An 11350-nucleotide genomic window follows, 5' to 3' on the forward strand; every position below is an offset into this window, starting at 1 on the left:
GAGGTTGGCACACTGATACGGCAGGGAGGTGACGATGGGAAGCGCTCCGGAAGTAGCCGCGGAGTCGGGCGTCGTGCGCGGGCGCCGTTTCGGCGGTGTCGACCTGTGGCGCACCGTCCCTTATGCGGCCCCGCCCGTCGGGCCGCGGCGCTTCCGGGCCCCGCAGCCCGTCCCGCCGTGGACCGGCGTGCTCGATGCGACCAGGTTCGGCTACGCCGCGCATTCCCACCGGCTCAGTTCGCCGCTCGGCCTGCTGAAGCGCCAGGTTCAGCACGAGGACTGCCTGACGCTCAACGTCTGTGCTCCCGCCGATCGGAGCGGACCGTCCCGCCCGGTGCTGGTGTTCATTCACGGCGGCGGCTATTTCGAAGGCACCTCCGCTCTGCCGGTGCACGACCCCAGGGCGCTGGTGGCCAAGTTCGGCGTGGTGCTGGTCACGATCAACTACCGGCTGGGTGGCCTGGGGTTCGTCGATTTCTCGCGGTACGCAGCGGATTTCGAGTCCAACCTGGGACTGCGCGACCAGGTGGCCGCGCTGCAGTGGGTCCGGCGCAACATCGCGGCGTTCGGCGGGGATCCCGGCAACGTCACCCTGTGGGGCCAGTCCGCGGGTGGGAGCGCCGTCCTGACCCACCTCATGCTGCCGGCCTCCCGGGGCCTGTTCCACCGGGCCATTGCGCAAAGTCCGGTACCCGATGCGGTGCGCACACCGGAGCAGGCCGCCGCGACCGCCCGCCGGTGCGTCGAGGCGCTCGGCGCCGACGCAGACACTGCGGCCGCGACGCTGCGTGACGCGCCGGCCACGGCGATCACCGCGGCGGCGATCAGGGTGATGCTGGCGGCGGCACGCGAAGTTCCGTGCCAGATGTCGTTGGCGCCGGTCATCGACGGCGACTTCCTGCCCGAGGATCCGACGACGGCGATCACCGAAGGCCGTGCCGAGCGCGTGCCACTGCTCATCGGTTCCATGCGTAATGAGCTGGGTCATGCGGGCTGGGGGCCGGTACGGCAGTTCATCGACATCGTTCCGACGACGGCGGCCCGGGTGGACCGCATGTTCGCCGCGACCGATCCCGCGGCCCGGGCACAGGTGCTTGCCCATTACCCGGACTATCCGAGCCGCGCGGCGCTGACCCGGTTGGCCGGCGACTGCTTCTTCGTGCGGCCGATGGTCGCGGTGGCCGAGGGACACGCCCGCCATGCACCGACCTACCTCTACCGCCTCGATTACGCGCCGTTTCTGTTGCGGCTCATCGGTATGGGTGCGATCCACGCCACCGACGTGCCACTGGTGTTCGGCTCCGAGATACCGGCAGTGCAACTGCTGACACTCGGCGAGCGCGGCCGCTATCGCTCCATGAGCGATAGCGTGCAACAGCGCTGGATCGAGTTTGTTCGCACCGGCACGCCGGGATGGCCGTCCTACTCCGACGACGGGGCCGCCCTCGTCATCGACGGTCCGCACCCGCATGTCGTTCCCGGCCTGCACCGCAGCATGTGGGCGGCCTGGCGGGATTACGCGGGACCGCAACGGGGCCAGAGTTTTCCGGCCGCCCACCAGGAAGGTCAATGATGGGCCACCGCCGGCCCCAGGTGGCGGTTCTCGACGACTACGCGAGCGTCGCGCTCGACCTCGCCGACTGGTCCCCGGTGCGCGAGCGCGCCGACATCACCGTTTTCGACCGGCACCTGACGCAGGACGAGGCCGCCGCGCAACTACGGCCATTCGAGGTGCTGTGCACCCTGCGGGAGCGAATGGCGCTGCCCCGCAGCCTCATCGAGCGGCTGCCGAACCTGAAACTGATCACCATCGTCGGCCGGAGCCTGCCCAACCTGGATATGGCGGCCGCCACCGAACACGGCGTCCTGGTGGCGCATTCGAACTTCGCCCATCCGAGGTTCGCGGCTGTCCGGGATGCCACTCCGGAACTGGCGTGGGGCCTGATGATCGCGACGGTGCGTAACCTGGCCGAGGAGCACCGGCGCATGCGCGAGGGTGCGTGGCAGACGACGACGGGGATGACGCTGCACGGCAAGACGCTGGGGCTGCTCGGTCTCGGCCGGGTCGGCCGACGGATGGCACAGTACGCCAACACCTTTGGAATGGACGTGATCGCTTGGAGTCAGAACCTCACCGACGAGGCGGCAGCGGCGGCCGACGCGCGGCGGGTCGACAAGGACGCGCTGTTCGCCCAGTCCGACGTCGTCTCCATCCACCTGGTGCTCTCCGAACGCACGCGAGGCCTGATCGGCGCGGCCGAGTTGGCCCTGATGAAGCCGAACGCCTTCCTGATCAACACTTCTCGTGGCCCGATCGTCGACGAGCCGGCACTGATCGACTCTCTGCGGGCCGGGCGTATTGCCGGGGCGGGGCTCGATGTCTTTGACACCGAACCGCTTCCGGCGCGGCACCCGCTGCGTGCGCTGCCGACTGTGACGCTCTCACCTCACCTCGGTTATGTCACCCGGGAGATGCTGGGGGCTTTCTATGCTGACACCGTCGACGCCGTCGTGGCGTGGCTGGACGGTGCGCCGGTCAGGATCGCGAACCCCAGTACGGACTCCTGATCGCCTGCAGCGCTTCGGTGACGTACCGGTCCAGCGAGTTCCCTGATTGACGTATCCACCGCTGGAACGCGAAATCGCCTGCTGCGAAGCCGAGTTGGACCAGCAGACCAGGGCGCAGATCGGTGTCGGGATCGGCGCCCATGCGCTCGGCGATCAGCTTGACCGCCCGTTCCCGGTCGGCCGGCGTGTAGAGGGTGACCTTACCGAGCAGTCCCGGCGCCACCAGTAGCGCCTCTCGCCACTCGTCGCTCTCCACGTCCCCAAATGACCGTGTCCGGGTGATGATGGCGTTGATCAGCGCGACGTCCGGTGCCTCACCGGCCGGACGCTGCTCCAGCAGGTTCACCACTTCCGCGCCGCCGTGGCGGATGGGGCCGAGGAGCAACTCTTCCTTGGTCGGCACGTGCCGGAAAAAGGTACGCGGTGAAACGCCTGCGGCTGTGGCGATCTCCTCAGTCGTCACCGTGTCGTAGCCGCGCTCCACGAACAACCGGAAGGCCGCGCGCCGGATGTCGGCGCGGATCTGCGCGCGCTGGCGGTCGCGCAAGTTCATCGGAAGCAGCCAATTCCGCCGTCGACGTGGATGGTCTGCCCGGTGATGAACGTGGCGTCGGGGCCGAGCAGGAACGCCACCAGCGCGCCGACGTCGGTGCGGACATCGCCGATCCGCTTCATCGGGACGCGGCGTACCGCCTTGGCGTAGTCGTCGGGTGCGTACTGCTTCCACAGTTTGACGCCGTCGGATTCGGCGAAGGGACAGATGACGTTGACGCGGATGTTGTCGCGTCCCCATTCCAGGGCAGCGACCTTGGACAGGCCACGGATGCCCTCCTTGGCGGCCGCATAACCGCCCCACTTGGGTTCGCCGCCGGTTCCGGTGCCCGAGCCCAGATTCACGATCGAACCGCCGCCGGCGCCGACCATCAACGGGTGCACCGCCTGCATGAGCAGGAACGTGGCGCGCGGGCCCACTTCGTAGCCGAGCGCCAGGTCGTCCACGGTGATGTCGACGAATCTCTTGGGCTCGTTCGTGGCGATCGCATTGTTGACCAGTCCGTGCACGGTGCCGAATGCCTCGACGGCAGCTCCGGCGATCCGCGGCGCGCTGTCCGGGTCGCGCAGGTCGGCGACCAACATCTCGACCGGACCGATCTGCTTGAGCTCCGTAGCCGTCGCGGCCAGCTTCTCGGCGAGGATGTCGACCACCAGCACCGCCGCGCCGCGCTCCAACAGGGCTGCGGCCACGCCCCTGCCGACGCCCTGCGCGGCGCCGGTGACGATCGCGACAAGCCCGCCCAGCGATTCCGGGTGAGAGTAACTCCGGGAAAGCGTCATCGTGCCGGCCCCAGCCGCAGCGGCACCCCGCGATGCATCTCGTAGGTGCTGCGCGCACCGCCGGGAAGTTCGATGAACTCCACCGTGGTCCCGTCCGGGTCCTTGACGAAAAACATTCGCACTCCGCCGATTTCGAAGGGTTCCTGCTCGGGTGCATGCCCCGCCCCGGCAAGCCGGCGGTGGGTGTCGTTGAGGTCGGGGACCGACAGCGCGAAATTGTGAATGCCGGTGACCCCGCGATGTGCCGGTCCGCGCGGCTGGACTCCCAGTGACAGCAGTTCGATCATCAGCCCACCCAGCAGGCCGCCGACGACCCGGCCCTCCTGCTTGCGCGTCGCGTGCAGGACCGCGTCGAAAGGCTCGCCGGAGATCAAACTTTCGAAGACGACCTCCATGCCCAGCACATCGCGGTAGAAGGCCAGCGCGCGGTCCATGTCGGTGACGCCGATGACGAGGTGGCAGAAGGCTGCGTCGCCGACGACGCCGGTCATGCGCGTCCGGCGATCAGCGGCAGATCCAGGTAGGTCTTGATGCCGGGTTCGGCCGGGACGACGTAGGGAATGGCGTTGACGCAGTGGTTGGCGGTGGCGACCACCCCCGGATTGCGTTGCAGCCCTTCGGCGATCGTCTGCGGCTGCAAGCCCTTGAAGGTCAGGCTGACGCTGGGATCGCCGGTGATCTCGACTTCGAAACGCTCGCCCTGCTCGCCGAACTCCCAGGCCGGTTCCAGGTTGTCTTCGCCCATCAGCCAGTTGACCGCCGCGGTGATCACCGGTTCTCCGTCGCGGAGCGCCTGCCAGCGGAACCGGCGCGCGGCGACCGTCCCGGGGGCGATGGTCATTGGTTCGTAGTCGATGTGGCCGGTCGCGACCGCGATGTCCTGAATCGTCCTGATGTTGGGCTCGATACGAAAACCCATGTGGTCGGCGATCATTCGCACTGACTGCTTGAAGCCCGCTTCCAACAGGCTTGCCATCGGACCTTGCATCGCCTCCTCGGGGGTCCCCCCGAACCCCATGATGTGGCGTACCACGTCGGGTGCGTTGTAGGTGCGGATGTCGGAGAACTCCTCGGCGCGGACGTGCGTGACCGCCGAGGACAGCGACGACACCATGAGCGGAAAACGCTCCGTGATGCCGCCTGGATGAATACCCGACCCGTGCAGCGTCACCCCGGCCTCGACCGCCGCGTCGGCGATCGCCCGCACGCGCGGATTCTCCAGGTCGGGGTACACCCAGCCGACCGGGGTCACGACGTTCTTGCCGGACCGCAGGATCGCGATGACCTCTTCGTCGTTGGGCACCAGCGGGCTGTACATCACGCAGTCGGCGTCGATGGCCAGCACGTCGTCGACGCTGGTGGTGGCGGTGACGCCCAGCTCGTCGCGGCCGAGGATGTGCCCGACATCGACGCCGTTCTTGTCGGCGCTGTGCACGCGGCAGCCGGCCAGTTCCAGCTCGGGATGGTTCAGCACGCATTCGATGGCGGCCTTGCCGACGCCACCCGTTGCCCACTGGATGACACGGAACTTGTCTGGGCTACTCATCGGCACCTCCGGATGGCAGGGTGGCAGATCGTGACTTAGTGACAGTAACTGTCAGGATGCATCTTTCGAAAGCCGCTACCTGCGGCCCGACGACCTGTTAGTTTGCGTAAGCACCAGCCGTCGGGGTCGGGGGGCCACCATGGATCGAGCATCGAGTCGAGCGATAGTCGCAACGCTCGGAATGCTGATTGTCGGCGCGTGCCTTCCAGCGCCCCCGGCCGTCGCTGATAACCCGGTCTGCACTCCCACCTGGTGCTCCTTCTTATTGCCCTCGCGCAACATCGGTTGCGAGCTCAACTTCCAGCGCGGCAGCGGGATCACCGACGAGGCGTACTGCCAGTCTGATTCGCCGCCCCAGTCGGTCCGCATGACCCCCGCCGGAACGTTCAAGACGTGCACCGGTGAGACCTGCCTGGGCAACGCCGGACAGGGCACCCCGGTGCTCGGCTACGGGCAGAGTGCCGGCGTCGGGCCCTTCACGTGTCGATCGGACACGAACGGCGTCACCTGCACGGTCGGGTCGGGTCGCGGCTTCACCCTGTCGAACGCCGGGGTCACGCCGGTCGGATAGCGGGCACCTCGGTTCGGCCAGGTGTCCTGAGCTGTCAAAAAGTTGTCCTCTGCTGTCAAGACGCGTGGTCTCGTGCTGCCGCAGAGTGTGCTCATGAGGAGCACGCCATGGAATTGATGTCACCGGTCGACGCGCTGTTCTTGTCAGCCGAATCGCGGGAACATCCGCTGCACGTCGGTGCGCTGCAACTGTTCGAGCCGCCCAAAGGCAGGGCACGCGGATTCGCGCGGGAGACCCACCGGGCGATGCTCGAGTGTGACGACGTCGCTCCGCTGTTTCGCAAGCGGCCCAGTTCTTTCCATGGCGCGCTGACCAACCTCGGTTGGTCGACGGACGACGACGTCGACCTCAGTTACCACGTGCGCCGTTCTGCCCTCCCCGCACCGGGCCGGGTCCGCGACCTGCTCGACCTCACCTCACGGCTGCATGCCAACCTGCTAGACCGGCACCGCCCGTTATGGGAGACGCACGTGATCGAGGGACTTCGGGACGGGCGGTTCGCGGTCTACTCCAAGATGCACCACGCGCTGGTGGACGGGGTGTCCGGCCTGACGCTGATGCGCCGGTCGCTGAACACCGACCCCGACAGCACCGACTTCCGCACCGCTTGGAACCCGGTGCCGCGGCACGCGCGCCCTCAGCAGCGATCCCGCGGCCTGCTGCGTCAGGCCGGCGACACGCTGGGATCAGTTGCGGGACTGGGCCCGTCGACGCTGCGGCTGGCACGCGCCGCGCTCTTGGAGCAACAGCTCACCCTGCCGTTCGGTGCGCCGCGCAGCATGCTCAACGTCGCCGTCGGGGGAGCGCGCCGGTGTGCCGCGCAGTCCTGGGAGTTGGATCGGGTCAGGGAGATCAAAGATGTTGCGGGAGTGAGCCTGAACGACGTCGTGCTGGCGATGTGCGCCGGTGCGCTGCGCGGCTACCTCGACGAGTACGACGCGCTGCCCGATACGCCGTTGGTCGCCATGGTTCCGGTCAGCTTGCGCAACGAGCGAGACACGCTGGGCGGCAACATGGTTGGCGCGGTGCTGTGCAACTTGGCCACCCATCTCGACGATCCGGCGGAGCGCCTGCACGCGATTCACACCTCGATGCGCGACAACAAGCGGGTCTTGTCGCAGCTTCCGCGTGCCCAGGCGCTGGCGTTGTCGCTGCTGCTGTTGAGCCCCGCTGCGCTGAACACACTGCCCGGCCTGGCCAGGGCCACACCGCCGCCGTTCAACGTGTGCATATCCAACGTGCCCGGGGTGCGCGAGCCGCGGTACCTCAACGGAGCGCGTCTGGTCGGCAACTACCCGATGTCGCTGACGCTGAACGGGCAGGCGCTCAACATCACCCTGACCAGCACCGCGGATAGTCTCGACTTCGGGCTGGTCGGCTGCCGTCGCAGCATTCCACACCTGCAGCGATTGCTCAGTCACCTGGAGACGTCGTTGAAGGAACTGCAACGGGCCGTCGGCCTGTGACCTGGCTGCGGTAGGACGCCGGCCCCGTCCCGAACCACCGCCGGGACGAGCGCGACAGCACGCTCTGCTCCGCGTAACCGAGTTCGCGGGCCAGGTGTGTCAGGCTGAGGCTGGTGGTCCGCAGATAGCGGTCGGCGATGTCCTTGCGTACCTCGTCGACCAGGACCGCGAACGAGGTGCCGTGGCCGGCGAGCCTGCGCTGCAACGTCTTCGGATGTAGATGGAACTGCTCGGCCACCACGTCCAGGGTGGCCGCGCCGGTGGGCAGTAGCTGCCGCACGATGGTGCGTACCGACTCCACCGGCCCGGCGCCGAGCGGGGTGATGCTGCTCAGGTAGTCGACGACGGCGCGGTGGGCGAGATCGTCGCGGTTGAGTGGGCGGGCCAGGTCGGCCGTGCGCACGGTGAACCCGGCACTGCGTTGCGCAAAGTAGGGCGTCGCGCCGAAGTACTTGATATAAGCGGCTTTCGGAGTGAGTGGATCATGCGGGAGATGTACCGAGACTCCGGCGAAGTTCGCGCCCATCAGGAGGCGGAACACCCCGAGCGAGACGCCCAGTGCCAGTTCCATGGTCTGTGGGCATGCGATCGCCTCGTCGAGCAGGAACTCGAGCGCGATGAATGAGCGCTCCGGGTCGGTCAACGGGGCGATGGACACAACGATCGCCGGACTATATGCAGCCATGAACGTGCTGAAAATGGCCAGTGCGTCGGCCACCGTTGCCGCCGTGCGGGCCGCCACGCCGACCGGCCCGAGGATCTCGATGCCCTGACCTTCAGCCAGCCGTCGACCGAAATCCGGTGTGGCCGTTGCCTCCGCGGCCGTTTCCAACGCCCGGACGATAGCCCGGATCGGGATGAACGCCTCATAGTCGCCGACATCCTGTTCCCGGATACCGGTGGATCGCAGCAGGGCTGCCGGGTCACCACCCAACTCGGCGACGAGTCTCGGGTAATCCGAGAGCGCGGTCCCGCGTACCACCGACATGTCTGGTGATTGTGTCAGCCCGGCGCCGGGAACCGGCGGGACCAACGTCACCGATTTCCACAACACCTTCTTTGCATGTGAATCTCAGGGTCTAATAGCGGGCATGGAACTGATGATGCCGACCGACTCGATGTTTCTGTTCACCGAATCCCGGGAGCATCCGTTGCACGTCGGCGGCCTGTCGTTGTTCCAGCCACCGGAGGGGTCCGGTCCGGAATTCGTCCGGGAGTTCTACGAGAAGCTGGTCGCCAACGACGAATTTCAGCCGACGTTCCGCAAGCACCCGGCCACCATCGGCGGCGGCATCGCCCGGGTCGCCTGGGCCTATGACGACGAGGTCGATATGGACTACCACGTTCGGCGCTCCGCCCTGCCGTCGCCGGGGCGCGTGCGTGATCTGCTTGAGCTCACCTCGCGGCTGCACACCAGCCTGTTGGACCGGCACCGCCCGCTGTGGGAGCTGCACGTCGTCGAGGGCCTCAACGACGGTCGTTTCGCCATGTACACGAAGATGCACCACGCCCTGATCGACGGCGTCTCGGCGGTGAAGTTGATGCAGCGGACCATGTCAACGGATCCCGATGACAGCCACGTGAAGGCGATGTGGAACCTGCCGCGACCGCCCCGGGCGCCGAAGCCGGAGGCCGGCGGCGGCTCAAACCCGCTGAGCGCTCTGGTCAAGATGGCGGGATCGGTTGTGGGAGTTGCCCCCTCGACTCTCAAGCTGGCCCGGGCCGCGCTGTTCGAGCAGCAGTTGACGCTGCCGTTCGCCGCGCCGCACACGATGTTGAACGTCAAGGTCGGCGGCGCCCGCCGGTGTGCCGCGCAGTCCTGGTCGCTGGACCGGATCAAGGGCGTCAAAGCGGCCGCGGGCGTGACCGTCAACGACGCGGTGCTCGCGATGTGCGCCGGTGCGCTGCGCTACTACCTGCTCGAACAAGACGCGTTGCCGGACACGCCGCTGGTAGCCATGGTGCCGGTCAGCCTGCGCTCGGAAGCCGACGCCGACAGCGGCGGAAACAAGGTGGGCAGCATCTTGTGCAACCTGGCCACCGATGTCGAGGACCCCGCGAAGCGTCTGCAGATCATCGGAGACTCCATGCGCCGCAACAAGAAGGTGCTCGCGGAATTGCCGTCGTACCAGGTGCTGGCGCTGTCCGCGCTCAACATGGCGCCGCTGACGCTCGCGGGCGTGCCGGGCTTCCTCTCGGCGGTGCCGCCGCCGTTCAACATCGTCATCTCGAATGTGCCCGGAGTGGGTGACCCGCTTTACTACGGCGGCGCCAAGCTCGACGGCAGCTACCCGCTGTCCAATATCCCGGACGGCCAGGCACTGAACATCACCCTGGTCAACAATGCCGGCAACCTGGACTTCGGACTCGTCGGGTGCCGCCGCAGCGTGCCCCATCTGCAGCGGTTACTGGCTCACCTGGAGACCTCACTGAAGGATCTGGAGCAGGCCGTCGGAGTCTGACCGGCATGCCGAAACTGAGTGCGGGGCTGCTGCTGTACCGCTGCCGCGCCGGCGTCGTCGAGGTGCTGATTGCACATCCCGGCGGGCCGTTCTGGGCGCGCAGGGACGACGGCGCCTGGTCGATTCCGAAGGGTGAGTACGGCGACGGCGACGATCCGTGGGCGGCGGCGCGGCGCGAATTCGCCGAGGAATTGGGTTTGCCGGCGCCCGACGGGCCGCGACTGGATTTCGGGCCGGTGAAGCAGCCCAGTGGGAAAGTGGTGACGGCCTTCGCCGTCCGAGCCGACCTCGACGTCACCGAAGCGCGCAGCAACACCTTCGAAATGGAATGGCCGCGCGGCTCGGGGCGCGTGCGGGAATTTCCCGAAGTGGACCGCGTCGACTGGTTTCCGGTGGCGCAGGCACGAGACAAGCTGCTCAAGGGTCAGCGAATTTTCCTGGATCGCCTGATGGCGCACTCCGATTTGACCGGTTGCTGCGAGGGACCCTGACGGGAATTTACGGGTCGAGTTTCGCGGCTACCGAATGCTTTGTTCCGGTTGTTCATGTACTTGGTCGCAATAGTTAAAAGCAACACGATTTGGTTGACTATTAAGCGGCACTGAGCGGCCATTGGCATTTGCCAATGGCCGCGGTGTCCTCGCCCGGCGAACCGAAACATTGCTTCGCCGAACGCACTTGGCGCTGGCACCGGTCGGTGCCGGCAGCACCGCCGAATGATTGAATCGGCGGATTTCCGATTGTATTTGGGCACAGTGCACACGACAGTTGTGCAGATTGCACACTTGAGTCAGCGGATACCTGCTTTTTACCCATTGCTGCGGATCAGCCGCCTGAGGCCTGTATAACTGTGAGCCTGTGGCGCGATGAATATCGGGTCACAACAAAATGCACAGTTTTTACCAAAAGCGCTGTGCAGTTTGCACAGCCGGTTCACCCCTTTTGAATACAACTATTTGGGAGTTCACGTGTCGTCGTACCTTGTCGCAGTTCCCGGAGCTCTTTCTGCAGCGTCGACGGATTTATCTGCGATCGGCGAGTCGATCAGGTCGGCTGCCGCGTCGGCGGCGCCTTCGACGATCGGCATCGCCGCGGCGGCCCAGGACGAGGTGTCGGCGGCGATCGCCCGGTTGTTCGGTGGGTTCGGCCAGGAGTTTCAGTTGGTCGCCGCGCGAACGGCCCAGATTCACGACCGCTGGGTGTGGGCGCTGGGCGAGGGTGAAGCGGCGTATGCGCGCGCTGAGGCAACCAACGCGTCGCCGTTGCAGGCGTTGGTGAACGACGCAATGGGTCTGGTCAATGCGCCGACGGAGTTCCTGTTCGGTCGTCCGATATCCGGTAATGGTGCTGATGGCGTGGACGGCACTGGGCAGAACGGCGGTGACGGGGGAATTCTGTCCGG

The 11350-nt window shown here is 66.8% G+C and carries 12 protein-coding genes; 7 read left to right on the top strand and 5 right to left on the bottom strand.

All coding sequences use genetic code 11. The features are described 5' to 3' along the window. Positions 1-34: 34 nt before the first annotated feature. Positions 35-1573, top strand: coding sequence for a carboxylesterase/lipase family protein (locus AO501_RS30085; RefSeq protein ID WP_063892956.1), 1539 nt, complete (start codon positions 35-37; stop codon positions 1571-1573). After that, complete coding sequence (locus AO501_RS30090) at positions 1573-2568, top strand: D-2-hydroxyacid dehydrogenase family protein (RefSeq protein WP_055581235.1); 996 nt, start codon at positions 1573-1575, stop codon at positions 2566-2568. The genes AO501_RS30085 and AO501_RS30090 overlap by 1 nt, the downstream gene beginning before the upstream one ends. Here the strand turns inward: AO501_RS30090 and AO501_RS30095 are convergent. The 4 genes from AO501_RS30095 to AO501_RS30110 are packed head-to-tail and all read right to left on the bottom strand — an operon-like array spanning position 2537 to position 5449. Continuing rightward, positions 2537-3130, bottom strand: coding sequence for a TetR/AcrR family transcriptional regulator (locus tag AO501_RS30095; protein WP_055581245.1), 594 nt, complete (start codon positions 3128-3130; stop codon positions 2537-2539). The genes AO501_RS30090 and AO501_RS30095 overlap by 32 nt on opposite strands. Continuing rightward, entirely contained in the window at positions 3118-3903 is a 786-nt protein-coding gene (locus tag AO501_RS30100) for an SDR family NAD(P)-dependent oxidoreductase (protein WP_055581236.1), read from the bottom strand. The genes AO501_RS30095 and AO501_RS30100 overlap by 13 nt, the downstream gene beginning before the upstream one ends. Then, positions 3900-4394: a VOC family protein gene (locus AO501_RS30105; protein WP_055581237.1), complete on the bottom strand. Its 495-nt coding sequence runs from the start codon at positions 4392-4394 to the stop codon at positions 3900-3902. Before AO501_RS30105 ends, AO501_RS30100 begins: the two co-directional genes overlap by 4 nt. Beyond that, entirely contained in the window at positions 4391-5449 is a 1059-nt protein-coding gene (locus AO501_RS30110; protein WP_055581238.1) for a dihydrodipicolinate reductase, read from the bottom strand. Before AO501_RS30110 ends, AO501_RS30105 begins: the two co-directional genes overlap by 4 nt. Before the next feature lie 265 nt (positions 5450-5714). Here AO501_RS30110 and AO501_RS30115 point away from each other — a divergent pair, with 265 nt between their 5' ends. Then, the gene (locus tag AO501_RS30115; protein ID WP_231752660.1) at positions 5715-6020 is read left to right on the top strand and encodes a hypothetical protein; all 306 of its coding nucleotides are present in this window, start codon (positions 5715-5717) and stop codon (positions 6018-6020) included. A gap of 116 nt (positions 6021-6136) precedes the next feature. Continuing rightward, positions 6137-7486: a WS/DGAT/MGAT family O-acyltransferase gene (locus AO501_RS30120; RefSeq protein ID WP_156452861.1), complete on the top strand. Its 1350-nt coding sequence runs from the start codon at positions 6137-6139 to the stop codon at positions 7484-7486. On the opposite strand, the gene AO501_RS30125 is transcribed toward AO501_RS30120, so the two are convergent. After that, positions 7434-8474, bottom strand: coding sequence for an AraC family transcriptional regulator (locus tag AO501_RS30125; RefSeq protein ID WP_055581246.1), 1041 nt, complete (start codon positions 8472-8474; stop codon positions 7434-7436). The genes AO501_RS30120 and AO501_RS30125 overlap by 53 nt on opposite strands. A gap of 103 nt (positions 8475-8577) precedes the next feature. Here AO501_RS30125 and AO501_RS30130 point away from each other — a divergent pair, with 103 nt between their 5' ends. From AO501_RS30130 to AO501_RS30140, 3 genes are all read left to right on the top strand, one after another. Continuing rightward, positions 8578-9948: a WS/DGAT/MGAT family O-acyltransferase gene (locus AO501_RS30130; protein WP_055581241.1), complete on the top strand. Its 1371-nt coding sequence runs from the start codon at positions 8578-8580 to the stop codon at positions 9946-9948. A 5-nt stretch (positions 9949-9953) separates the two neighbouring features. Next, positions 9954-10439: an NUDIX domain-containing protein gene (locus AO501_RS30135; RefSeq protein WP_055581242.1), complete on the top strand. Its 486-nt coding sequence runs from the start codon at positions 9954-9956 to the stop codon at positions 10437-10439. A gap of 477 nt (positions 10440-10916) precedes the next feature. Continuing rightward, on the top strand, positions 10917-11350 hold a 434-nt coding region (locus AO501_RS30140; RefSeq protein ID WP_197419973.1), incomplete at its 3' end, for a PE family protein.

The organism is Mycobacterium gordonae (assembly GCF_001417955.2).
GTDB lineage: Bacteria > Actinomycetota > Actinomycetes > Mycobacteriales > Mycobacteriaceae > Mycobacterium > Mycobacterium gordonae_B.

What these genes read in the sequence shown, in the direction of transcription:
- AO501_RS30085 (WP_063892956.1), top strand. Translation starts at nt 35, where the DNA reads ATGGGAAGCGCTCCGGAAGTAGCCGCGGAGTCGGGCGTCGTGCGCGGG.
- AO501_RS30090 (WP_055581235.1), top strand. Translation starts at nt 1,573, where the DNA reads ATGGGCCACCGCCGGCCCCAGGTGGCGGTTCTCGACGACTACGCGAGC.
- AO501_RS30100 (WP_055581236.1), bottom strand. Translation starts at nt 3,903, where the DNA reads ATGACGCTTTCCCGGAGTTACTCTCACCCGGAATCGCTGGGCGGGCTT.
- AO501_RS30105 (WP_055581237.1), bottom strand. Translation starts at nt 4,394, where the DNA reads ATGACCGGCGTCGTCGGCGACGCAGCCTTCTGCCACCTCGTCATCGGC.
- AO501_RS30110 (WP_055581238.1), bottom strand. Translation starts at nt 5,449, where the DNA reads ATGAGTAGCCCAGACAAGTTCCGTGTCATCCAGTGGGCAACGGGTGGC.
- AO501_RS30120 (WP_156452861.1), top strand. Translation starts at nt 6,137, where the DNA reads ATGTCACCGGTCGACGCGCTGTTCTTGTCAGCCGAATCGCGGGAACAT.
- AO501_RS30125 (WP_055581246.1), bottom strand. Translation starts at nt 8,474, where the DNA reads ATGTCGGTGGTACGCGGGACCGCGCTCTCGGATTACCCGAGACTCGTC.
- AO501_RS30130 (WP_055581241.1), top strand. Translation starts at nt 8,578, where the DNA reads ATGGAACTGATGATGCCGACCGACTCGATGTTTCTGTTCACCGAATCC.
- AO501_RS30135 (WP_055581242.1), top strand. Translation starts at nt 9,954, where the DNA reads ATGCCGAAACTGAGTGCGGGGCTGCTGCTGTACCGCTGCCGCGCCGGC.